Source organism: bacterium (genome assembly GCA_026129405.1).
Taxonomy (GTDB): Bacteria; Desulfobacterota; Binatia; order DP-6; family DP-6; genus JAHCID01.
The window spans coordinates 230,394-252,586 of sequence record JAHCID010000003.1; the positions used below are offsets into that span (position 1 = coordinate 230,394).

The 22,193-nt window shown below is 72.2% G+C and carries 27 protein-coding genes; 21 read left to right on the plus strand and 6 right to left on the minus strand.

The features are described from left to right. The first annotated feature begins 577 nt into the window (after positions 1–577). Positions 578–2,236: a nitrite/sulfite reductase gene (locus KIT14_13610; protein ID MCW5891570.1), complete on the plus strand. Its 1,659-nt coding sequence runs from the start codon at positions 578–580 to the stop codon at positions 2,234–2,236. After that, positions 2,233–2,502 (plus strand): hypothetical protein, encoded by a 270-nt coding sequence (locus tag KIT14_13615; protein ID MCW5891571.1) that lies wholly within the window; start codon positions 2,233–2,235, stop codon positions 2,500–2,502. The genes KIT14_13610 and KIT14_13615 overlap by 4 nt, the downstream gene beginning before the upstream one ends. Positions 2,503–2,576: 74 nt before the next feature. On the opposite strand, the gene KIT14_13620 is transcribed toward KIT14_13615, so the two are convergent. Then, on the minus strand, positions 2,577–2,924 hold the full coding sequence (locus tag KIT14_13620) for a hypothetical protein (GenBank protein ID MCW5891572.1): 348 nt from the start codon (positions 2,922–2,924) through the stop codon (positions 2,577–2,579). 153 nt (positions 2,925–3,077) lie between these two features. On the opposite strand from KIT14_13620, the gene KIT14_13625 reads away from it, so the two are divergent. The 3 genes from KIT14_13625 to dnaA all read left to right on the plus strand — a co-directional run bounded on the left by KIT14_13625 (position 3,078) and on the right by dnaA (position 6,285). Then, on the plus strand, positions 3,078–3,809 hold the full coding sequence (locus KIT14_13625; GenBank protein ID MCW5891573.1) for a thioredoxin domain-containing protein: 732 nt from the start codon (positions 3,078–3,080) through the stop codon (positions 3,807–3,809). Positions 3,810–3,821: 12 nt separating this feature from the next. Continuing rightward, positions 3,822–4,625: a M48 family metallopeptidase gene (locus KIT14_13630; protein MCW5891574.1), complete on the plus strand. Its 804-nt coding sequence runs from the start codon at positions 3,822–3,824 to the stop codon at positions 4,623–4,625. Between the two features lie 337 nt (positions 4,626–4,962). Next, positions 4,963–6,285, plus strand: coding sequence for a chromosomal replication initiator protein DnaA (gene dnaA, locus KIT14_13635; protein ID MCW5891575.1), 1,323 nt, complete (start codon positions 4,963–4,965; stop codon positions 6,283–6,285). Positions 6,286–6,385: 100 nt separating this feature from the next. Here dnaA and KIT14_13640 read toward each other — a convergent pair whose 3' ends face one another. Beyond that, entirely contained in the window at positions 6,386–7,162 is a 777-nt protein-coding gene (locus KIT14_13640; GenBank protein ID MCW5891576.1) for a hypothetical protein, read from the minus strand. A gap of 50 nt (positions 7,163–7,212) precedes the next feature. Between KIT14_13640 and KIT14_13645 the strand changes: the two genes are divergently transcribed. From KIT14_13645 to rfbC, 6 genes are read left to right on the plus strand one after another with little or no spacing between them, the layout of a single operon-like run. Further along, on the plus strand, positions 7,213–7,806 hold the full coding sequence (locus KIT14_13645) for a hypothetical protein (GenBank protein MCW5891577.1): 594 nt from the start codon (positions 7,213–7,215) through the stop codon (positions 7,804–7,806). 1 nt (position 7,807) lies between these two features. After that, the gene (locus tag KIT14_13650; GenBank protein MCW5891578.1) at positions 7,808–8,176 is read left to right on the plus strand and encodes a hypothetical protein; all 369 of its coding nucleotides are present in this window, start codon (positions 7,808–7,810) and stop codon (positions 8,174–8,176) included. A 54-nt stretch (positions 8,177–8,230) separates the two neighbouring features. After that, a complete protein-coding gene (locus tag KIT14_13655) occupies positions 8,231–8,704 on the plus strand; it encodes a hypothetical protein (GenBank protein MCW5891579.1) in 474 nt (157 codons plus the stop codon). After that, on the plus strand, positions 8,664–9,419 hold the full coding sequence (locus tag KIT14_13660; protein MCW5891580.1) for a uracil-DNA glycosylase: 756 nt from the start codon (positions 8,664–8,666) through the stop codon (positions 9,417–9,419). The genes KIT14_13655 and KIT14_13660 overlap by 41 nt, the downstream gene beginning before the upstream one ends. Beyond that, the gene (rfbA, locus tag KIT14_13665; GenBank protein ID MCW5891581.1) at positions 9,416–10,288 is read left to right on the plus strand and encodes a glucose-1-phosphate thymidylyltransferase RfbA; all 873 of its coding nucleotides are present in this window, start codon (positions 9,416–9,418) and stop codon (positions 10,286–10,288) included. Before KIT14_13660 ends, rfbA begins: the two co-directional genes overlap by 4 nt. After that, positions 10,288–10,836 carry a dTDP-4-dehydrorhamnose 3,5-epimerase gene (gene rfbC, locus KIT14_13670; GenBank protein ID MCW5891582.1) on the plus strand — a complete coding sequence of 183 codons (549 nt, stop codon included), beginning with the start codon at positions 10,288–10,290 and terminating at the stop codon, positions 10,834–10,836. The genes rfbA and rfbC overlap by 1 nt, the downstream gene beginning before the upstream one ends. Here rfbC and KIT14_13675 read toward each other — a convergent pair. The 3 genes from KIT14_13675 to KIT14_13685 all read right to left on the minus strand — a co-directional run bounded on the left by KIT14_13675 (position 10,833) and on the right by KIT14_13685 (position 14,168). Next, on the minus strand, positions 10,833–11,159 hold the full coding sequence (locus KIT14_13675) for a gamma-glutamylcyclotransferase (GenBank protein MCW5891583.1): 327 nt from the start codon (positions 11,157–11,159) through the stop codon (positions 10,833–10,835). The two genes, rfbC and KIT14_13675, sit on opposite strands and share 4 nt — an antisense overlap. Beyond that, entirely contained in the window at positions 11,156–11,692 is a 537-nt protein-coding gene (locus KIT14_13680; GenBank protein ID MCW5891584.1) for an acyl carrier protein, read from the minus strand. Before KIT14_13680 ends, KIT14_13675 begins: the two co-directional genes overlap by 4 nt. A 580-nt stretch (positions 11,693–12,272) precedes the next feature. Next, positions 12,273–14,168 (minus strand): glucan biosynthesis protein, encoded by a 1,896-nt coding sequence (locus tag KIT14_13685; protein MCW5891585.1) that lies wholly within the window; start codon positions 14,166–14,168, stop codon positions 12,273–12,275. Here KIT14_13685 and KIT14_13690 point away from each other — a divergent pair. Beyond that, the gene (locus tag KIT14_13690) at positions 14,087–14,563 is read left to right on the plus strand and encodes a glutathione peroxidase (GenBank protein ID MCW5891586.1); all 477 of its coding nucleotides are present in this window, start codon (positions 14,087–14,089) and stop codon (positions 14,561–14,563) included. The genes KIT14_13685 and KIT14_13690 overlap by 82 nt on opposite strands. A gap of 119 nt (positions 14,564–14,682) precedes the next feature. Next, positions 14,683–15,537: a class I SAM-dependent methyltransferase gene (locus tag KIT14_13695; GenBank protein ID MCW5891587.1), complete on the plus strand. Its 855-nt coding sequence runs from the start codon at positions 14,683–14,685 to the stop codon at positions 15,535–15,537. A gap of 13 nt (positions 15,538–15,550) precedes the next feature. Here the strand turns inward: KIT14_13695 and KIT14_13700 are convergent, their stop codons facing one another. Beyond that, positions 15,551–16,375 carry an SPASM domain-containing protein gene (locus tag KIT14_13700; GenBank protein MCW5891588.1) on the minus strand — a complete coding sequence of 275 codons (825 nt, stop codon included), beginning with the start codon at positions 16,373–16,375 and terminating at the stop codon, positions 15,551–15,553. A gap of 956 nt (positions 16,376–17,331) precedes the next feature. On the opposite strand from KIT14_13700, the gene KIT14_13705 reads away from it, so the two are divergent. The 8 genes from KIT14_13705 to KIT14_13740 all read left to right on the plus strand — a co-directional run bounded on the left by KIT14_13705 (position 17,332) and on the right by KIT14_13740 (position 22,119). Next, positions 17,332–17,616: a hypothetical protein gene (locus KIT14_13705; GenBank protein ID MCW5891589.1), complete on the plus strand. Its 285-nt coding sequence runs from the start codon at positions 17,332–17,334 to the stop codon at positions 17,614–17,616. Between the two features lie 207 nt (positions 17,617–17,823). Next, a complete protein-coding gene (locus tag KIT14_13710) occupies positions 17,824–18,216 on the plus strand; it encodes a hypothetical protein (GenBank protein ID MCW5891590.1) in 393 nt (130 codons plus the stop codon). Between the two features lie 291 nt (positions 18,217–18,507). After that, on the plus strand, positions 18,508–20,001 hold the full coding sequence (locus tag KIT14_13715) for a hypothetical protein (protein ID MCW5891591.1): 1,494 nt from the start codon (positions 18,508–18,510) through the stop codon (positions 19,999–20,001). Between the two features lie 41 nt (positions 20,002–20,042). After that, entirely contained in the window at positions 20,043–20,465 is a 423-nt protein-coding gene (locus tag KIT14_13720; GenBank protein MCW5891592.1) for an HNH endonuclease, read from the plus strand. Then, positions 20,462–20,710, plus strand: a complete 249-nt coding sequence (locus KIT14_13725) for a hypothetical protein (GenBank protein MCW5891593.1) — start codon at positions 20,462–20,464, stop codon at positions 20,708–20,710. Before KIT14_13720 ends, KIT14_13725 begins: the two co-directional genes overlap by 4 nt. Then, positions 20,695–21,798 (plus strand): hypothetical protein, encoded by a 1,104-nt coding sequence (locus KIT14_13730; GenBank protein MCW5891594.1) that lies wholly within the window; start codon positions 20,695–20,697, stop codon positions 21,796–21,798. Before KIT14_13725 ends, KIT14_13730 begins: the two co-directional genes overlap by 16 nt. Beyond that, positions 21,798–21,962, plus strand: a complete 165-nt coding sequence (locus KIT14_13735; GenBank protein ID MCW5891595.1) for a hypothetical protein — start codon at positions 21,798–21,800, stop codon at positions 21,960–21,962. Before KIT14_13730 ends, KIT14_13735 begins: the two co-directional genes overlap by 1 nt. Further along, positions 21,952–22,119 carry a hypothetical protein gene (locus KIT14_13740; GenBank protein ID MCW5891596.1) on the plus strand — a complete coding sequence of 56 codons (168 nt, stop codon included), beginning with the start codon at positions 21,952–21,954 and terminating at the stop codon, positions 22,117–22,119. The genes KIT14_13735 and KIT14_13740 overlap by 11 nt, the downstream gene beginning before the upstream one ends. The last annotated feature ends 74 nt before the right edge of the window (positions 22,120–22,193 follow it).

The window sequence follows — 22,193 nt, forward strand, 5'->3', positions numbered from 1 at the left end:
CCGCAGAGGCGGCCGAGGAGCCGCAGCGGAATGGTGGCGACGGCCGCGGCCGGCGGAAACGTGCGCAGGCTCCGTGCGCAGGGGCACGGCACGCCGAGGGTCAGCAGCCCGTCGAGCGCCGCTGCGGCGCCGGGTTGACTGGCGGCCTGGAGGAGGAGCGCGGTCGCGAGGTCCTCCCACAGCGACGTCCCGCAGAGGACGCGATCCCTGGCCGGGGCGCGGTCGAGCTGGAGGGCGCGCCGCATGCGCGCGGCGAGCGGCGCCAGCACCTCGGGCTCGGCGGCGCCGCGGCCGGTCACGCGCAGGACGGCGCCCAGCCGCGCCGGACGCACCGTGAGACGAAAGACCCGTCCGTCGGCCGACGCCTCCGCGCGCTCGAGGCGTGCCCCGCGGCCGAGAGGCCAGCGGTACGGCGGCAGGAGCAGCGTCGACGCCGTGAGGAGCGCCGCGCGCGGGGGCAGTGCTGCCCGCGAGGTGAGGACGATCTCGGCCTGCTCGCGTCTCATGCTGCGCATCTGCGCGACGGCGTTGACTTCACGGGAACGCGCCGTCCATAGTGCCGCAGGACTCCGACACGATGCGCCCGACGCCCGAACAGCACCGCGAAGCCCTCGCCGCCCACTCCGACCGTCTCGCCCGCCATCTGCGGGGCGACCTCGCCGCCGATTCCTGGCGGCCGGTGCGGCTCTCCTACGGCCTCTACTATCAGCTCGATCACACGAGCCACATGCAGCGCATCAAGGTTCCGGGCGGCTACCTCACCGCGGACCAGATGGACGTGCTGGCGGAGGTCACCGACCTCTACGGACGCGGCGTGAGCCACGTCACCACGCGCCAGGACCTGCAGATCCACTGGGTCCCGGTCGAGCAGATCGGCGACATGTACGAGCGCCTGCTCGCGGTCGACATCACGACGCGCGGCGCATGCGCCGATGCCGTCCGCAACGTCACCGGCTGTCCGTACGCGGGCGTCGCGCCCGACGAGCCGTTCGACGTCACCCCCTACTACCTGGCCATCCACGAGTACTTCCTCTTCAATCCGCTCAACCTGACGCTGCCGCGCAAGTTCAAGATCGCCGTCGAGGGCTGCCCCGAAGACTGCGCACAGTGCCCGATCAACGACATCGGCGTCTACGCCAAGGTCCGTGACGGCAAGCAGGGCTTCTCGGTATGGGCCGCCGGCGGGCTCGGCGCGCAGCCGTTTCTCGCCGTCCAGGCGGCCGAGTTCGTCCCCGCCGACGACATCCTCATCTGGTGCGAGGCGATCGTGCGCGTCCATCATCGCCTGGGCGAGCGCAAGAACCGCAGCCGCGCGCGTCTCAAGTACGTGGCGAAGAAGCTCGGGCCGGAGAAGTTCCGCGCCAGCATCGAGGCCGAGGTCGCGCGCATCGAGGCGGAGCGGGGCGCATCGCTGCGCACCGAGATCCGCACCTTCGTCGGCGAGTACGCGATCGCGCCGGTCGCCGTACCGAGGCCGACGGCCGCGGCGCCCGCGCCGGGCTTCGACCGCTGGCGCGCGACCAATACGCGGCCGCAGCGTCAGGCCGGGTTCCGCGCCGCGCTGGTCCAGCTCCCCCTCGGCGACATCACCGCCGACCAGATGCGCGAGGTCGCGGCGATCACCCGTCGCCACGGCAACGCCACGCTGCGCACGACGAACGACCAGAACCTCGTGCTGCCATGGATACCCGAGGCGGCGTTGCCGGCGGTCCACCGCGAGCTCGTCGCCTGCGGCCTCGGCAATCCGGACGTCTCGACCGTGCACGACGTCGTCTCGTGCCCCGGTATGGATTACTGCTCGTTGGCGATCACCCGCTCCATGGGCATGGCCGAGCGACTCCGCGCAGCGCTGCCGGACGACGCGGAGACGGGTGAGGACGTCGCCCTGCGGCTCGGGCGCTTCGGCATCAAGATCAGCGGCTGCCCGAACTCGTGCGGGCAGCACCACGTGGGCGACATCGGGCTCACCGGGCACTCCGTCACCGAGGCGGACGGCCGCCAACATCCGTACTACTCGATCCTCGTCGGCGGCAGCGTCGGCGAAGGCCAGGCACGGGTCGGCGCCCGCCTCGGTCGTTTCCGCGAGGAGGACGCACCGATCGCGATCGCGGCGTTGGTGCGCCACTTCGATGCCGAGCGACAGAACGGCGAGACGTTCCCGCAGTTCGTGCAACGCGTGGGGTCTAAGGCTCTCGGGGCGATCGCGGCGGCGGCGAAGGAAACGCCGGCGGCATGAACGAGGCGCCCGGGTCGCTGCCGGCGGACGGCGCTCCGAGCGACGCCTTCTACCGGGGGGTGATCACCCGGGTCTACTACGGCAGCGCCACCGGCACGCTGCGCAGTGAGGCGAGCGGCCGCGAGTATCGCTTCCGGGCACCCCTGGTCGACATCCGCGGTCCCATCCCGCGTTTCGACGGCCTGCGGGAGGGGATGCACGTCGGCTTCGATCTGTCGCGCACCGCGCGTGGCGTCGTCGTGTCGCTGATTCGCGTCCTCGAGTGACGACGCTGGCGTGAAGACGCAGGCGGGGGCAACGCATCGCCGGATGCGTCGCCCCCGCTTGGTCGTGGCGCCGATCAGCCGCCGCGGCGCTCGCTCGGCGGAGGCGGCGGAGGCGGAGCGGGCTTCGCCGGCGGGGGCGGGGGCGGCGCCTCCTTCATGGGATCGCAGATCACGTGGCCGAGCAGTGCACCGATCGCGGCGCCACCGAGCGTACCGCCGACGATCACGCCCGCGCGCGTGCCGTTGTCGACGTCGGAATCCTCGTTGTTGATCGTGACGCCGCCGGCGACGCCGCCGATCGTGCCGCCGATGATCGCTCCACCGATCGCGCACGCGCCCCACTCCCGCTCCTCGATCGTGGCGCATCCCGAAGCCAGAGTGACGACGGCGACGAGACCGCTCGCGATGACGCCCTTCCGCATGATCCCTCCTCGCGCCGGTGGCGCGCTAGAACGCTGCGTGCGGGTAACCGAAAGGGTACGGGGAGTCAAGGTGCGGAGACGGCGTTCCGCGCGCTTGACAGCCAGGAAGCGCGTCCATTTAATCGGCGATCAACCCGTCTCGAGGAGGTGTCCATGCTGCTGCGCACGACCGTCGCTGGTGGAGTGCTCGCTGCGATCACGATGCTGACCGCTTGTGGGGGATCGCCGGCCGACATCGAGGAGCTGAAGAAGGGCCAGAAGGAGATGCTGGCCAAGCTCGAGAGCCTCGAGAAGAACGTGCAGCAGATCAAGACCGCCCCGGCTGCGGCGGCACCGGCGCGGCCGCAGGTCGATCCGAACAAGGTCTACGACATCCCGGCGAGCCCGTCGCCGGTGAAGGGACCGAAGGACGCGAAGGTCACGATCGTCAAGTTCTCCGACTACCAGTGTCCGTTCTGCGCGCAGTCGGCGCCCCTGATCGACCAGGTGCTCCAGGCGTATCCGAACGACGTCAACTACGTCTACAAGCAGTTCCCGCTGACCTCGATCCATCCGCAGGCGATGCCGGCGTCGAAGGCCGCGCTCGCTGCCGGCAAGCAGGGCAAGTTCTGGGAGATGCACGCGCTCATCTTCGAGAACTATCGCCAGCTCAGCCCCGAGAAGCTGAAGGAGCTGGCGCAGCAGCTGAACCTCGACATGGCCAAGTGGGAGGCGGACGTGAACTCCCCGGCCGTCCAGGACGAGATCGAGGAGGAGATGAAGCAGGCGCGCGCGGCGGACGTGACCGGAACGCCGACCATCTTCGTGAACGGCAAGCGCCTGATGAACCGCTCGTTCGACGGCTTCAAGCAGGCGATCGACTCCGCGATGGCCGGCAAGGGCTGAGCCTCGCCGACGGTGTGGCGGTGCGGCGCCTGGTTCGGGCTCGCAGTCCTCGTCGCAGCGTGCGGCACGGTTCCGTACACGAACCGCAGCCAGCTGGTCCTCATCTCCGCGCGCGAGGAGGCTGCCCTCGGCGCGCAGGCGTTCAAGGAGGTCGTGACGGAGGAGCCCGTGCTTCGCGCGGGGGGCGTCGTCACACCGGTCGTCGAGGTCGGGCAGCGGCTCGCCGCCGTCGCGCAGCGACCGGATTTCGACTGGCGCTTCGTCGTCATCGACAAGCCCGACGAGGTGAACGCGTTCTGCCTTCCCGGTGGTAAGGTCGCGGTGTACACGGGCATCCTTCCGGTCGCGCGCGACACGGCCGGGCTCGCCGTCGTCATGGGACACGAGATCGCACACGCGCTCGCGCGGCACGGTGCCGAGCGCATGAGTCAGGGGATGGTCGCGCAGCTCGGTGGCGCGCTCCTCGGTGCGGGCCTCGGCGACTCGCAGAGCGGCCAGATGATCCTCGCGGCGTATGGGCTGGGCGCGCAGTACGGCGTCCTCTTGCCGTACTCGCGTACGCAGGAGTCCGAAGCGGATCAGATCGGGCTCATGCTGATGGCGCGTGCCGGATACGATCCGCGTGAGGCCGTCGCGTTCTGGCAGCGTATGGATGCTACGACGAGCGCGAGCGGCGCGCCGCCGGAATTCCTCTCCACGCATCCGGGACACAGCACGCGCGTGCGCCAGCTGAGCGGCTGGATGCCTGAAGCGACGCGGGTTTACGAACAGTCGACGCGCGCGCGCGTCGTGCCCCTCGTCGCGAGCGCATCGTGATGCGCGGCGCACGTCGCGGAATCGCAAAGACGCGCGGGACGTTAGCGCGACGTCACGCACGGCGCACACTTTGTCCTTGCTTTCCTCCCGTGGGCGGAGTACACGATGCACCTCTCCGAAGCACATTGCTTTCTTGGAACATTGGGCAGGTGAAGGGCTGGACGCGGTCGTTCTCGGCGACAGGGAGGACGGCGGTGGGGTGGCAGGGTGTCGGTGATGGCGGCCGCAGCTGCGTGGCGTATTGGGGAGTTGCACGGATTCTCCCCAGGTGGGGACAACGTCACGCAGCGAACACGTCCGGGCGCGACAGGAAGTCGGGCCGGTCGGGGGTCGCTGGATGGTGGACACCATCTGGGTGGGGGTGCGCCGCGAGCTTCGCGGGCGCTTGGCCGCCAGGGATTACGAGACATGGATCGCACCGCTACGCGCCGCGAGCTGGGGTGATGGCACACTTACGATCGAAGCACCGACGGACTTCGCGGCCGATTGGGTGCGGGGGCGCCATCTCGGAGCATTGAGCGGGGCCGTGACCGCGGTCACGGGCGAACCGGCGACGGTGCGCATCGTGGTCAACCGTGCGTTGCAGGCACCGCCACCGCCCGATCGTACCCGCCGTCCACCGCGACGGGCCGAGCCGGCCGACGGCGCCCGGACGCCGCCGCCGCGGTACTCGTTCGAGACGTTCGTCGTCGGCGCGAGCAACCGCATGGCGTACGAGGGAGCGCGCGCGCTGGTGGAGCGGCCGGGGCGGTTCACGCCGTTCTTCCTCCATGGCGGCACGGGCCTCGGGAAGACGCATCTCCTGATGGCGGTGGCGCACGCGCTGGGCTCGAACGAGGGGAGCCGCGTCCTCTATCTCACGGCCGAGGGGTTCGTGAACGAGATGGTGGAGGCGATCCGCCGTCGGCAGATGGAGCGCTTCCGCGCGCGCTTCCGCAACGTCGGGACGCTCATCGTCGACGACGTGCAGTTCCTGGCCGGCAAGACACGGTCGCAGGAGGAGTTCGGGCACACCTTCAAAGCGTTGCACGACGGGCGCCGCCAGATCGTGTTGGCCTCCGACCGGGCACCGCAGGATCTTCCCGGCATCGACGGGACGCTGCGCAGCCGCTTCGCGTCGGGTCTCATGGCCGACGTGCAGCCTCCGGATGCCGCGCTGCGCGTGGCGCTCGTCGGGCACAAGGCGACGGCGCTCGGGCTGCGCCTCGACGACGACGTCGTCGACCACCTCGCGGCACACTGGTGCGGCAACGGGCGCGAGCTCGAGGGCGTCTTGCTGCGCCTCGACGCCGTCGCCTCGGTGGCGGGACGGCCGATCACGATGGCGCTGGTCGAGGACGCGCTGGCGCCCTATGCACGGCGACGGCCGCAGGGGCCGACGATCGCCGGCATCGTCGGCGAGGTGTGCCGGCACTTCGACGTGAGCGAGCAGGAGCTGGTGTCGGCGGGACGCACGCGGCGCGTGGTCGTGCCACGCCAGGTGGCGATGTGGTTGTGCCGCCAGCACACGCAGGCGGCGTTGACGGAGATCGGACAGCGCCTCGGCGGGCGCGATCATGCGACGGTGCTGCACGCGCTCGCCAAGATCGAGCAACGCCTCGCCTCCGACGCGGAGCTCCGCGAGACCATCGCACGGCTCGCGGGACGCGTCGGTAGCTGAGGGAGGGGGGCGGGGCAGGCGGGGTCGGACGGGATGCGGTGGGCGGCGCCAGGGAAGGGGCCGCTGGCACCCGCGACGCCAGGGACGGCGTCGCGGGTGCCTATCCCTTCACCACGGTGACGCCCTCGGCGCCGAGCGCCTCGACGAGCGCCGCGCGCCAACGCTCCCAGTCGACGGAGAACTCACCCAGCGCCTCGTCGTCGAGCGTGAGCGGGACGACGGCGAGCGCGGGGACCCGCAGGTACGGGACGTGGACGAGGTGCGTACCGGCCTCCTCGAGCCGGAACACCGCCGGCGGAACGGCCGCGGCCTCGAGGCGGAGCACGAGCGGCTCGTCGGTCGCCGGAACGAGGTCGAGTGCGACGGCGGGCAGGTCCGGGTCCATCCCGGGCGCAAGCGGGTCGGCGTCGGCCGCGACGCCGTCGCGCGCCAGCGTGGCCGCGGCACGCGCGAGCTCGCCCGGTGGGCGGGGGCGCGCGCGGCGGATCCAGGGCACGGAGAGATGGAGGTCGGGGATCGGGTCGACGACGGCGAGGTCGGCGAACAGCGCCGGCAGGGTGCGGACCAGCGTCGCGTGATCGCCGTGCGCGTGCGCCGCCACGGCGGTGCGGTAGGCCGGGCTCGAGCGCACCTCGGCCAGCAGCGACGCGATCGCCGCCAGGTGCGCCTGCGCGTCGGCGAGCAGCGCCGCAGCCGTATCCGGATCGAGCGCGCGGTGATGGTGCGCACGCCGGGCGCGGTCGCCCAGCTCGAGCGTGGCGCGGACCAGCGCCAGGGCATCGTCGCGCTCGCGGACGCGAAACTTCTGCAGCTCGATGACGGCACGGCCGAGGTCGGCGACGACGGTCTCGAGCTCGGGGACGAGGACCTCCGACATGGTCCCTGCTCCTTACAACCCGGCCGGCGCTTTGCTAAGAAGGTCGCCGGATGCCTGCCCGTCCGCGCAAGGCCCGCCGGGTCACCATCCACGAGGTGCTCGGCACCGCCATCGAGCTCGAGAAGAAGACGATGGCGCTCTACGTCTCGTTCGTGCAGGCGTTCCCGCGCCCCGAAGAGGTCCGGAACTTCTGGTTCTCCATGGCCCGACACGAGGCCGGGCACTGCGGCGCCCTCGCCCTGGTCGAGACCATCGTCGAGACCGATCCGGCTCGCGCCGAGGCGACCCGGGTCTGGTTCGACGAGGCGACCGTCCGCCGCCTGCGCAGCCTGCTGACGGCCTACCTGCGCGAGGTGCGGGGCGGGATCACGCTGGAGCGTGCCTTCGAGATGGCGCTCGACGTCGAAGGGTCGGAGCTCGAGGACGTCGTCGTCGACATGCTGAGCGTCGTCCGCAGCCCGCGCTGGCGCGAGCGCGCGATCCAGATGCTGGTCCACGACATCGGCGATCTCTCGTACATGGTCGAGAAGTACACGAAGAACGTGGGCCTGCTGGCGCGGGCCGACGCGCTCCTCGAGAAGCACCTGGGCGAGCTGCGGCGACGGCGCTCGCCCGCGACGCGGTCGGCGGGGTCGCGGGCCTGACGTGGCCGGACGCGCGGCCGCCGGCATCGTGACGGTCCCCGCGTACCTCGACGCGGTGGAGCGCGTGCACGGGCTCGGACCCGCCGAGATGGCGCGCGCCCTGCGCGTGAGCCCGTCGGTGCTCCGGCGCTGGCGTCGCGGCACGCTCGTGCCGTCCTGGCGTCGCATTCGCTCGATGACCGCGCTCTGGGGCGGCAACGCGGAGCTGCTCGCTCTCGGCGCCGCCCTCCAGCGCTACGTCCGGATCACCGGCGTGTCCCTCGAGGATGCGGTGCGCATGGTGCGGACGGGTCGACGCAACGCTCCGGTGCGCGTGGCCCGCGCGCGCCCGCGCGATCGGCGGCAGCTGTCGCTGCCGATGGGACGCTGACGTCGCGCGCATCCTTGCCGCGCGCGGCGCCGCGGACTATCGTCCGCGCGCGCGATGCCCGGAGCCGACGATCGCCCGCGAGGGCTCGCCCCGACGGCGAACGTCGAAACCGCCGAAGGGCCGGTCACCATGGCGGAGACGCCGAACAAGGGCTTCGCCGTGCTCACACGGATGCCGGACGGGGCGCTCGGCTTTCGCCAGCTGATCAAGCTCGTGACCACCGGCCCGGTGCCGCTCGTGCGGGTCGTGCTCGCGTCGGGGCATCACGTGGAGTGCGCCGCCGGGCATCCGTTCTTTCGCGTCGGCATGGAGGCGGTCGCGGCGGCCGACCTGCGCTCGGACGATCTCCTCGAGACCGCCTACATGTACCCCGAGGGCTACGTCCCGCCCGACCTTCCCGGCGCGCGTCCCGGCGGCCCCGTCGCGGTGGCGCGGGTCGAGCCGGCGGGGCACGGTGCGGTGATGCACGGGACCGTGCGCGACACCCATGTCCTCTACCTCACCGCCGGCGTCCTCTGCGGCGAATGACCTCGACGCGCTGGCGCGGCGCCTCGTCCGCTGCCGCCGCTGCCCGCGGCTCGTCGCGCATCGCATGCGCGTGGCCCGCGACAAGGTCGCGCGCTTCCGCGACTGGACGTACTGGGGCCGTCCCGTCCCCGGGTTCGGCGATCCGGGCGCACGCATCGTCGTCGTCGGGTTGGCTCCGGCCGCACACGGCGCCAACCGGACGGGGCGAATCTTCACCGGCGACGAGAGCGGCAACTGGCTCTATGCGGCGCTCCACCGCGCCGGCTTCGCCAGCCAGCCGACGTCGACGGATCGGGACGACGGACTCGCGCTCACCGGCGTGTGGGTGACCGCGGCCGCGCGCTGTGCGCCGCCCGCGAACCGCCCGGCTCCGGACGAGCTCGACGCCTGCCGGCCGTGGCTCGTGCGGGAGAGCGGGCTCCTCGCCTCGGTGCGCGTCGTGGTCGCGCTCGGGCGGATCGGCCACGACGCCGTCCTGGCGCTCGAGCGCGCCGAGGGCCATGCGACGCCGCGCCCCAGGCCGGGGTTCGCGCACGGGGCCGAGCATCGCCTCGGCTCGGGACGGATGCTGATCTGCTCCTACCACCCGAGCCAGCAGAACACCTTCACGGGGCGTCTGACGCGGCCGATGCTCGACGCCGTCTTCGCACGTGCGCGGAGGCTGGCCCGGTTTCCTCCGCGGGGGGCGGGTGGTAACGGAGGGCCCCCACGATGAAGGGCATCCTCCTCGCCGGCGGCGCCGGCACGCGGTTGCACCCGCTGACCCTGGCGGTCAGCAAGCAGCTGCTGCCGGTCTACGACAAGCCGATGATCTACTACCCGCTGTCGAGCCTCATGCTCGCCGGCATCCGGGAGGTTCTCATCATCACGACGCCCCACGACCAGGCGAGCTTCCAGCGCCTGCTTGGCGACGGGAGCGTCCTCGGTATGGACCTGCGCTGGGCGGTGCAGCCCGAGCCGGAGGGCATCGCCCAGGCGTTCGTGATCGGACGCGATTTCATCGCCGGCGAGGCCGTGGCGCTCGCGCTCGGCGACAACATCTTCTACGGCCACGGCTTCACCGAGAGCCTGCGGCGCGCCGCGGCGCGCGCGAACGGCGCGACGGTGTTCGCCTACCACGTGGCCGACCCGGAGCGGTACGGCGTCGTCGAGTTCGACGCCGGCGGGCGAGCGGCCTCGCTCGAGGAGAAGCCTGCGCGGCCGCGGTCGTCGTACGCCGTCACGGGGCTGTACTTCTACGACGAGCGCATCACGGCGATCGCCGGCGGGCTGCGCCCGTCGGCGCGCGGTGAGCTCGAGATCACCGACGTGAATCGCGACTACCTGGCCTGCGGCGCGCTGCACGTCGAGAAGCTCGGGCGCGGCGTCGCCTGGCTCGATACCGGCACCCACGAGGCGCTCGTACAGGCGTCGACGTTCATCGCGGCGATCGAGGAGCGGCAGGGGCTGAAGGTCGCGTGCCTCGAGGAGATCGCGCTGCGCGCCGGCTGGATCGACGCGGCGGCGGTGCGCCGCGTCGCCGACGGGCTCGCGAAGACGAGCTACGGACAGTACCTGCGTCGCCTCCTGGAGCAGGAGCCCTGATGCGCGTCGAGCGCTGCGCCCTGCCGGAGGTGATGATCGTCGAGCCGTCGGTTTTCACCGATGCGCGCGGGGTGTTCTTCGAGACGTATCACGCGGAGCGCTTCCGGGATGCCGGCATCGCCGACGCGTTCGTCCAGGACAACCACTCGATCTCGATGCGCGGCGTGCTCCGCGGGCTGCATGCACAAGCACGCCACCCGCAGGCGAAGCTCGTGCGCTGCGTCGCGGGCACGGTGTTCGACGTCGCCGTCGACGCGCGGCGCGGCGCGGCGACCTTCGGGCGCTGGATCGGGGTCGAGCTGTCGGCGGAGAACCGGCGCCAGCTCTACGTCCCGGCGGGCTTCCTGCACGGCTTCTGCGTCCTCGGGGCGAGCGCCGAGGTAGTCTACAAGTGCTCGGCGGTCTATGCGCCGGGCGACGAGTTCGGCGTCGTCTGGAACGACCCGGACCTCGCCATCGCCTGGCCGATCGCGGAGCCGACGGTGTCGGCGAAAGACGCCGCGCTGCCGCGCCTCGCGCAGCTCGCGGACCGGCTGCCGGCGAGCTAGCCGCGGGCGATCGCCGCACCGACGTAGACGTCGCAGGCGAGCTCGACGCCGTCGGCGGCGACGGTGACCGCGCGGCGCACGTACAGTCGGCCCTCGTCCTCGTAGCAATCGAGCCGGCGCAGGGACGCGGCGTCGATCTCGCCGAGGACGAGACCGTCGACGATCCCGCCCGCATCGTCGAGCAGATAGGGATACCCGCCCAGCGGGTCGACGCGACGGAAGCCCCGCAGCGTCGCCGGGCGCGCCGGGAAGGTGCGCCCGGCGACGGCGCGCTGGCGGGCCGGATCGCGCAGGGTTCCGTAGACGAAGAGCCGGCCCGTCACGCCGCGTCGGGATGACGGCGCGGACGCAACGGCTCGCGTTGCACACGCACGTCGACGCCGCGTTCGGCGAGGCGTGCGAAGCGCGCCCGCACGCGTCCGACGGTGGTGTCGTCGGGGGCGAGAACGGTGATCTCGAGGCGGCTGCCGGGACCGGCGCGCCCGGCGTCCTCGCTCAGGGTCTGCACGAGATAGGGCGTGAGCGAGCCGGCGCGCTCGATCGCCGTCCCCGGCGTCGCCTCGGCCCGGACGACGCGCGCGACCACCTCGGCGGGAACGGCGGCGCTGTCGAGCGAGCGGTCGAGCGCCTCCTGCGCCACCAGCAGGATGGCCTCGACGAGATCGCCGTAGGTGCGGACCTCGGCGAGGACGCGCTCCGGAATCGCCAGCTCCAGCTCGTCCTCGAGCGCGAGGCCGAGCTCCGCCAGGTCGAGCGAGTCGGCGGCGAGATCGTCGACCAGCGAGAGCTCGTCGCGGAGGTCGGCCTCCTCGACGCCCAGGTGGTCGGCTGCCACGCGACGGACTCGCGGCTCCACCAGATTCCGCATGATGCCCACCCCTCCTCGGTACTGATCGGCCCCCCGGACCGGACCGCGACTATCTAGCACAGCCCGCTGCGAGGAACAGCGTCCGGGGCGAAGAAAAAATCGGCTTCCGTCGACGCGTTGCGCCGTCGCAAGGAGACTTCCGCGCCGCCCGGAGAAGGGTAGAGGGAGAGGGACATGGCGCACCGACACTCCGTCCTGGTGGTGGCACGAGAGGTGCGGGGGCGCTGCGGCTGGCAGGCGCGGCTCCGGAAGCGGCGCGACCTCCAGGTGACGCTGGCAGACTCGGCGCTCGCGGCGCTCGAGATGCTCGAACGCACACGGCCGTGCCTCGTCCTCGCGGCGCTCGACGACCGTGACGTCGGCGCGCTGCTGCTGCGCACGATCATGCAGGAGGCCCCCTGGCTGCGTCAGGTGCCGCTTGCGTTCGTGAGCGTCGGCGAGCCGCTGGTCGCCGCGCGTGCGCTGCGTACGACGGTCCTGCGGCCGTCGGGCGACGTGGCGCGCGTGGAGCGTCTGCTGTCCGCGTGCGGGGTGGCGCCGGCTGCCGAGCGGCAGCGCGCGGCGCGCCTCACGGCAGCCACGCGGACGACCACGTTTCCGTCAGGACCTGCCCCCGGCGCTCGAGAAATGCGCGCAGCTCGACCGGCGCCGCGTCCTTGGGCTCCATCTGGAAGGTGAGACGCCAGCCCCCGGTGACGGGATTCTTGTAGACGTGCTCATCGAAGATCGTGGCGCCGCCCGACGCCGTCACGACCGCGCGCGGCGCCGCGTCGGCGCCGAGCCCGGCGAGGGCCTCGCCCTCGAAGTCGAGAACCCAGCGATGACCCGTGCGCGGCGTGCCGACCGCGCCGTGGTCGCGCCGGGTGGCGACGACGCGCCCCGCCGGCGGCCGCGCCGGATCGTCGCCGTACCACGAGAGGACGTAGCCGTACGCCAGCGGCTCGCCCGGGGGCGGCAGCACGTCGGGCACCCAGAAGGCGACGACGTTGTCCATCAGCTCGTCCTTGGTGGGGATCGTGACCAGGCGCACCTGTCCCGCGCCCCAGTCGCCCTTCGGCGCGACCCAGGCGCTCGGACGCAGCTCGGCGCGCGTCTCGATGTCCTGATGGCTGCGGAAGTCGCGGTCGCGCTGGATGAGACCGAAGCCGCGTGGGTCGCGGGTCGCGAGCGCGGCGACGTCGATGCGCGTCGGGTTGTCGAGCGGGCGCCAGAGCCACTCGCCGCTCGCGAACTGGACCAGGAGACCGTCGGAGTCGTGCACCTCGGGACGGAAGTCGTCGACGCAGCGCGTCCCGTTCTCGCCAAAGAGGAACATGCTGGTGAGCGGCGCCAGGCCGAGGACCTTCGGCGCGCGGCGGAGAAAGAGGCGTGCGTCGACGTCGACGACGGTCTGCACGCCGGGCGTGACGGCGAAGCGATACGCGCCGCTGAGCGACGGCCCGTCGAGCAGGGCGTAGACGACGAGGCTGGTCGCGTCCGGCGCGGGGGTCTCGAGCCAGAGCTCGATGAAGCGGGGAAACTCCTCGCCGGTCGGCTCGACCGTGTCGACGGCGACGCCGCGCGCGGACAGCCCGTAGACGTTGTCGCGGCCGACGGCGCGGAAATAGCTCGCGCCGAGAAAGACGATGACCTCGTCGAAGTACTCGGGGGTCTTGAGCGGCGCGTGGATGCGGATGCCGGCCCAGCCGATGTCCTCGGGGATCGTCTTCTCGAAGGTGTTCTTGCCGTAGTCGAAGTAGCGGGTGGCGAAGGGGAGGGCCTCGACCCGATCGCGGTCGACGACGTGCACCTGCACGCTGCGGTCGAAGTAGAGCCCGGGATGGAACAGCTGCACCTGGAACGGCAGCTTCTCGTCGCGCCAGAGAGCGCGCTCCGGCCGGAAGCGGATGTCGCGCCACTGATCGTAGGTCATGGCCCCGCCCTTCAGCATCCAGGGGGGCACGACGGTCTGGCGGTCTCGGTACGGCTCCGCGGCGATCGTGCGGGCGACCTGCTCGACGTCGCCGAGACCGAAGGCCAGCGCGCCGCGGGCCGCCAGGGCGAGGGCGAGCCCGACGAGGACGAGGAGACGACGCACGCCGCGGGCGAGAGGACCTGGCCCTCGTCGCGACGCGCGCGCCCCGTCCGGATGTCCTCGCAGGCGCGGGCGATCTCCGCGGGGCTGCGGCCCGCGGCTGCGACGAGCCGGCGCGCCGGCCGCACGAGGAGGGCGCGCCGCGGCGTTCAGGTCGCCAGGTGACGAGGTCTTCACCGCGGGCCTCGATCCCTGCGGACGAGCAAGTCGAAGGCCTCCGACATGGCGGGCCACCGCTACCCCGCGTCGCGCCCCGAATCCACCCGCGCCGGCTTGCTCCGCAGCGGCGCGTGGAGAATACGGGCCACATGACGACGCTCTGGGACGTGAAGACCACCTGGCTCGACGGCACCCCCGCCGACCTCGCCACGCTGCGCGGCAAGGTCGCATTGGTCGTGAACGTCGCGAGCGCCTGCGGCTTCACGCCGCAGTACGCCGGCCTCCAGCGCCTGCACGACGAGCTGTCGGCACGGGGCTTCACCGTGGTCGGTGCACCCAGCAACGAGTTCGGCGGCCAGGAGCCGGGCGCAGCAGAGGAGATCCGAACCTTCTGCGAGCGCAACTTCGGGATCACGTTCCTGCTCCTGGCGAAGGGCGACACCAGGCCCGGGCCGTCGCAGTCGCCGGTCTACCGCGTGCTCACCGCGGGCGGAGACGTGCCGAGCTGGAACTTCTGCAAGTACGTCGTGGGCAAGGACGGCAGCGTGCGCGCCTTCTTCCCGAGTCGGACGGCACCCGACGATCCCGCATTGCGGCAGGCGATCGCCGATGCCCTGACGAGCTGACCGCACGACGTCGCACGACGCCCTTGAACGGGGTGTCCCGCACGGTGTAGGCGCGTCGGCATGCCTGGTGCGCTGATAGCTTCCTTGGTCGCCGTGATCGGACGCGGCGTGAGAGCGCCGTGCACCTGACCCTGAAGCGCGCCCTGCGCGTCGTGCATCGGGTGGTCGGTCCCATGCTCCCACCGACGCTATTGGCCCGGCGATATCCGGGCGTGCCCGGACGCATCCACATCGACGACCAGATGCTGGCCTCCGATGCGGCTGATCGGGTGCGGCACTACGTCGACGACGCGCGCTCGGCGATGACGAACCTCGAGGAGTCGCTGGCGGCGTGCGGGCGCCGCTGGGCCGACGTGGGCGCGTGCCTCGATCTGCCGTCGGGATACGGCCGCGTCACGCGCTGGCTCGCGCAGCGGCTGGATCCCGGCGCCGTCACCGCGGCGGACGTGGACGCGCAGGCGGTACGCTTCTGCGCCGCCGAGTTCGGCGTCCGGCCGCTTCCCGTTCCGCGGGACGTGCGGGCATTGCGGCTTCCGCAGTCCTACGACCTCGTGTTCACCGGATCGCTGCTGACCCACCTGCCCCCGGAGGACGGCTATCGCCTGCTGGAGACGTTGATTGGCGCGCTCGCCTCCGCCGGGCTCCTCGTCTTCTCGACGCAGGGATCGTCGTGCCTCCGACACCTCGACGTCTACGGCCCGTGCTTCGCGAAAGCCGCCGACCACTATCGCGACGGGCTCGCGCGCGACGGCGTCGCGTATCTCGACTATCCGCGCCACCGCGATTACGGCATCACCCTGCATCGAGCCGCCAGGCTGCGCGCCGTCCTGCAGGACCGTTTCGCCGACGGTGTCGAGCTGGTCCGCTACGCCGAGCGGGGATGGGACGCGCATCAGGACGTGTGGTCCCTTCGGCGTCTCCCGCGCGGGCCGCTGACCTCGCGCCCCGCGGGCGCCCCGGCGGCGCTCGCCTGACCCGACGAGGCGGTCAGTACGCCAGCACGGTGGCGAGCGTGCATCCGCGGCAGTAGTCCGCGAATCGGCCGTCGACCAGCCGGCGGCGAAAGGACGCGTAGGCCGGCCCGCGCCATGCCGCGGCGAAGGGCTCGTCCCGCACGTTGCCCAGCTTCTCCGTCGCGTAGCAGCAGGGCTTCACCCACCCGAAGGAGTCGACGAACGCCTGCTCGAAGCCGATGACGCATCGCCGTCCGGGCGGCGCGGGCAGCGGACCGGCGGGCGCCGCTGGCGGGGCGGCCACCCCGCTTGGAGGAGCCGGGGTCGGGACGCTGCCCGGCACGGGATTGCGGGGGAGCGAGACCGGGATGGGAGCCCGGTGCGCGGCGACGACGAGCCGCCCCATCGCGTCGGCGATCTGCGCCTCGGTGAGAAGGAGGGTCTCATCGAGCGGACGCACCACCTCGACGACGACCTCGTCGGCGCCGACGTCGACCGTGAGTTCGACGAGCCGCTCGACCGCCTCGACGTTTCCGGGTTGGAGCACGTGGTACACCACGAGGCGCGAGAGGCGCTCGGCGCGCGCCGCCCGCCGCTGTCGCTCGAAGGCCGTGAGGTTCCGGCGCAGGACGTCGAAGGCGTCGACGCCCTGGACTGCACGATCGGTGTGCGCGTCGCCGGCGTGGACGGATACGCGCACCGTGTCCCAGCCGATGGCGACGAGCTCCTCGGTAAGTGCGCCGTGGAGCAGCGTGCCGTTGGTCACGAGCGTTCCCCGCCAACTGCGGCGCTTGATCGCGGCGCAGATCGCACCCGCCTCGGGATGGAGGAGCGGCTCGCCGCCGCCGCCGATCACCACCTCCCGGAGCCCGGGGCAGCATCCCGTCGAACAGGCGCTCGTAGTCCGCGAGCCCGAGTCGCTCGCGCTTCTCGGCGCGACGGAGCGAGCCGAGGACGTCGGCGGCCGTGTGCTGGAGCCAGCACATGGGACAGGCGTGATTGCAGGCGGACGTCACCGGGGTGATCTGGAGCACCTCGGGCCCGACCAACGCCGTGCCGGCGAGCGCGCCCAGCCGCCGCGCCGCACGCCACACCGCACCGCCCGGCCCACGGTGGGGCGATGGTCCGACGGACGACCGTCGGCGCAGCCGCCCGGATCAGACCCAACCGCCATCGGATGGATGCCTATCATATCCGACGGATGTCGCACAGACGGAGTAGGGTGTGCGTCAGAAGTGCAAGTAGTTAGCTTCTAAGCTGGTAGCAGTCAACGGCTGGTGATCGCGGGGGCGGGGGCGGCGAGTGTGGTGGTGGGCGGCAGGCGCGCCCGCGAGGGTGTCGGCCACGCTGCCGGGCGCGAGCGGAGCGCAGGATCCGGTGCAGTTCGCCCGGGCGCCGCCTCCGCAGCGCGGCCCGCGAGGTGCCGAGCTGGCCTGCAGCAGCGACCGCGTCGGCAAGGCCCAAGCGTGCGCGCAGCGCGGGCGCTGCGGTGGATCGCGACGGGCGGGCGGACGGCGCATGCCCCCGGCAGGAATCGAACCTGCGACCCCCTGCTTAGGAGTTCCCCCCGGCCTCGGATGCGAGGCGCCGCGCGCCGCTATCATCGCGTCTTTCCACGCAACGCACGCTGCACCTGAGGCACCGGCACGTACCGGCACGCATCGAGCGTGTGACCGTCGCGTGACTGACCGGGATGGCGCACTACCCAGCGAGCCCGGTATGTTCGCGCCGTGTCGAGCAGGCGCCGGGAAGCACGACCATCGTCGTCTGCCAGCTCGTACTGGTTCGGATTCAACGTCCGAAGGAAACTGCGTCGTGCACGAGAACGGCATCGTGGCGAAGGCCAAAGGCGAAAAGCGCCGCCGCAGGGGCCTCAACGTCCACGACATCCTCGCTGGCGAGAAAATACCTGGCATGACCCTCCGTGGCAGCGACGTTCACATCAACCCCGGCTCGATACCGCAGCTCGCGAGCGAGGCGCAGGCGTGGCTCTCGGACCTGGCCAAGGCGGTAGTCGACCGCATCAATGCGGAGACGTCCGAGAGCAAGGTCGGCGGGCGGAAAAGGTCCCCACGGGCGAGCGCCCGCGTGTCAAGCTGACCCCCTGCTGAATTGGCAGGACGGCCCCCGCAAGCGCCTGTGCTACAATGCCTTTCGGAGCGCGGTCACAAGGCGGTCACGCGCCGCTCGGCCGCAGGAAGGCGCGCGATGCCCATGAAGACCCCCACGATGCCGCCGGATCCGCCGCCGAAGGTCGCCCGATCGAAGCGTCGTCGAGGCCGACCGACGGCACACGGGCTCACGACCATGCGCCGCGCGCTCGCCGTGCTCGGCACCGATCGGCTCGACGGCCGCAGCGCCATCGCGCAGGCAGCTCGCCGCTTCAAGCTCGACCTCGTGCGCGACCTCGGAGGCGACCCGTCGGCGCAGCAGCTCGCGATCATCGAGGTTGCGGCGCGCACCATGCTGCTGCTCTCGTCGGTGGACGACTGGATCATGCGCCAGCCGTCGCTGGTGAACGCGCGCAAGAAAGCGCTGCTGCCGGCCGTGCGCGAGCGCCAGCAGCTCGCCGACTCACTGGCCCGGATGCTCGGCCAGCTCGGCCTGGCGCGAAAGGCGGCGCCCGTCGAGAGCCTGGACGCCTACCTTGCCCGCCGCGCTGCGGAGACGGCCGCGCAGAATGCGCAGAACCCCGGGTAAGGTCGTCCAGGTCGTCCACCTCGTCCAGAACGTCCGCCCCGCGGGCCTTATTCGCGGACGAGGTCTGGACGAGAGGTCGTCCGAGGTCGTCCGAGGTCGTCCAGGGAGCGGCCGTCCTGCGCGCGTAGCCGGCTCGTGCGCCTCGCGCCGTCGAGACGTGCACCGTCGGAGAGGCCGCATCGACACGGGCCGTCTCTGGCGCCGCATCACATGACCGGTCATCCCGTCACGGGGATCTAGCTCCACGGGAAGCAACGTGACGAGCGCCGGCCATCCGCGCACGATCGCGCCATGCAGCTTCTCGCCGCGCTCGACGATCCCAAGCTGTTTGCGCCGTTCTTCCCGAGCCCGGCGTGGGATCGGTGGCGGACGTTCTTGCGCGTGCTCACCGGACAGCCGTTGTCGGGCGACGAGCTGGCGGTGTTCACGCAGGCGACCGGGCGCACCACGGCGCCGACGGTGCCGGCGGCGGAAGCGTGGGTCGTGTGCGGCCGGCGTGCCGGCAAGTCGCGGGTCGCGAGCGTCGTCGCCGCCTACACGGCCGCGCTCGCCGATCTGTCCAAGCTCGCGCCCGGCGAAACCGGCGTCGTGCTCTGCTGCGCCGTCGACAAGGCGCAGGCCGGCGTCATCCTCGGCTACATCCGGGCGCTCTTCTCGGACGTGCCGTTGCTGCGGTCGCTGGTGAGCAACGAGACGGCCGAGAGCATCGAGCTGCGGCGCCGGGTGCGGATCGAGGTGAAGAGCAGCAACTATCGGGCCGTCCGTGGCGTGACGCTGCTCGCCGCGGTGCTGGACGAGTGCGCGTTTCTCCGCGACGAGGCGAGCGCGCTGCCCGACGTCGAGCTGTACCGGGCGCTGAAGCCCGCGTTGGCCACGACCGGCGGGCTCATGCTCGGGCTCTCGTCGCCGTGGGCGCGTCGCGGGTTGCTCTGGACGAAGTACCGGAAGCACTGGGCGCAGGACGGGTCGGTGCTGGTGTGGCAGGCGCCGTCGACCACGATGCACCCCGGGCTCGATGCGGAGCTGATCGCCGAAGCGCGGGAAGACGACCCGGAGGCGGCGGCGGCCGAATGGGATGCCTGTTTCAGAGCCGACCTCGAAAGCTACTGCTCGGCCGACGTGCTCGACGCCTGCACGGCCAACGGCGTGACGGAGCGCCCGCCGATCGACGGCGTGGCCTACGTGGGCTTTCTCGATGCCGCGGCGGGCAGCGGGCGCGATAGTTTCACGGCCTGCGTGGCGCATGCCGAGCTGCGCGGCAGCGGACCGCCCTTCGTGCTGGTCGACGCCGTGCGCGAGTGGCGACCGCCCTTCGATCCGCTGGCCGTGGCCGAAGAGGCGGCCACCTTCCTGCGCGGGTACCGGATCGAGGTGGCGCAGAGCGATGGCTACGCCGGTGCATGGGTCTCCGAGGCCATCGCCCGGCACGGCGTGCACGTCCTGCAAGACGCGGAGCCGCGCTCGTCGCTGTACCTCGCGGCGTTGCCGTTGCTCACGGGCAGACAGTGCGAGCTGTTGGACCTGCCGCGAATGCGCACACAGTTCGCGCAGCTCGAACGGCGCCGCCGCGCCGGAGGCCGGGACGTCGTCGACCATCCGCCGGGCGGGCACGACGACCTGTGCAACGCGGTCGCGGGTGCCATGGTCCGCGCCGTCGCCTTCGCCGACGAGGGTCGGGCGCTCCCCGAGCTGGTCCGCCACCACGGCACCGACGACGCGACCGAGACGATGCGCGAGCACCTGGCGACGTTGCCGAGCTGGGTGGCACACGGCGACCCGCCCTGAGGCGTGACCACCTTTGCCCATCCACGTAACCACGACGGTGGATGGACACCGCCTGCACCGTCGTCGCTCCCGCTGCGATCGAGCCGCGCGCCCTCGTGCCGGACGGGAGTGGGCCGCGCCGCCATCGCCGTGCCGTTTCGGAGCCGGCGCTGGTCGTGGCGCTCGTGCCGGACGTGGAGCGCCGCCGGGCGCTCGCCGCGCGCTTCTGGCGCTACGTGCGGCGCGGCGACCTGCGGGCGTGCTGGCCGTGGGTGGCATCGACGAACCTGCACGGGACGGCGCGCTTCAAGATCGACGGCTCGCGCGAGGTGCCGGCGCCGCGCGTGGCGTGGCTGCTCGTCCACGGTGGCGTCCCGCTCGGCTGCATCGTGAAGCACCTGTGCGCCGATGCGACGTGCTGCAATCCGTCGCACCTGACGCTCGACCCTCCGGTGCGCCCGGCGCGGCTCCGGGAGCTGCCGTGACGCTCTCGCCCTGCGGCGCGTGGATCGCGACCGCATGGCGCCGGCTCGGCGAGCTGGCCGAGGCCGTCGCCGTCCCGCCGAGCTTCCGGCCCGACGTCGCGCTCATGGCGAGCGAGGAGCTGCGGCGCCGCCTCTACGTCGCCGAGCACACGGCCGCGGGCCGCTTCTGGTGGCGCGAGCTGGAGCGCGCGTGCGTCGACCTCTCCGAAGGCACCTGGGACCGCCCCGCGTGGGGGCTCTCGTGATCGATCTCCGCATCGCCAGCGGCACGCCGGAGGAGCTGGCCGCGATCGTCGATCGCTTCGAGCGGTTGCGCGGCGTGATTCAACCGCCGTTGACCGTGCCGGGCGCGATCATCGACCAGCCCGACGGCCAGCCTGCTCTGGGCTGGGTGTCCGCGCTGCGCCGCCTGGGCGACACGCTCGTGGCGACAATCACCGGGGCGCCGCGCCTGGTCGCGGACGTGCTCCGCGCCGGCGCCTACGAGGCCGTTCGCGCCGGGTTCTATCCGCACTGGGAAGAGACGACCGCGGAGACGAACGTGCAGAGCGGCGTGCGCGGCAAGGTGCTCGCGGGCGTGACGCTCGTGGGCGCCGCGCTGCCGACCGCCGCGACGCTCGACGACCTCGCCCGCATCCTGGCCGCCCGCGAGCTGCGCACCGTGCCGCTCGGCGGGCTCACCTTCACCGACTACCGTCCGAAGGAGGACGACATGCCCTTGCGTTTCGATGCCGAGGCCGCGCAGCGCGCGCTCGACGGCTACGCCGAGCAGATCATGGATAAGCACCACTGGCCCCGCAGCTCCTCCGCCTGTTGGCGCCGCGCCTTCGCGGTCGCGCTGCACGAGCATCCGGAGCTGGACGTGCGGCTGGCCGAGGAGGTGCAGCTTCGCGAGGCCGTGCGCGTCATCTGCCGCGAGAACGGCCTGAACGCGAGCGATCCGAAGGACCGGGCGCAGGCGCTCGGGATGCTGAACGAGCTGGCCGAGTACGAAGCCCTGATGCCGGCGTCGCTGCTCGCCGAGAAGCGTGCCCGCCGGAAGCGGCGTGAGGGGCCGCCGGGTACGGTGCAGACGCGCTACAGCGAGCGGGCGCCGGTCGTGCCGCCCGAGGTGCGCGACCTCGTGCAGCGCTTCGCCGACGAGCTCGGCGTCACGTGGGACGACCGCGCCGGGCGCGAGTGCATCGTGCGGTGCATCGAGCGCCAGTACCCCGAGCGCGCCACGGCGCTGCCGCCGGAGCTGCGTCGTCCGGATCCGCGTGGGTACAGCGTCGGGCTCGCCCCTCGCCTGCCGGGCGGCGGCGCGACCGGCGTGCCGCGGATGATGGGCTGATGCCGCGCGATCCGCACCTGCGCGCCGCGCTCGACACGTTGACCGGCGCGACCTGCACCTTGCCGCGCCCGGCCCGCCAGACGCTCGCGGAGGAGCTGCGGCAGGCACGCATCGCGCTCGCGAAGTTCGACGAAACGACGGAGGACACGACCCATGCGGTATGACCAGAACGCGGTGGACGCCCACGGCAAGCTGACCGAGGCGCTGCGGTTCCTCGACGCCGCCTGTACCCACACGGACGCCGACGAGGCGGTGCGCGCCGCGCGGACGAAGGCGCAGGAGGCCGCGGCGCTCCTCGCGACGAACGGCTACTGCGGGTGACGCCGTGTCCGTGATCTTCGCGCCGATCGCGGCCGGGCAGAGCGTCAGTTCGGCGTACGCGATCGAAGAGTTCG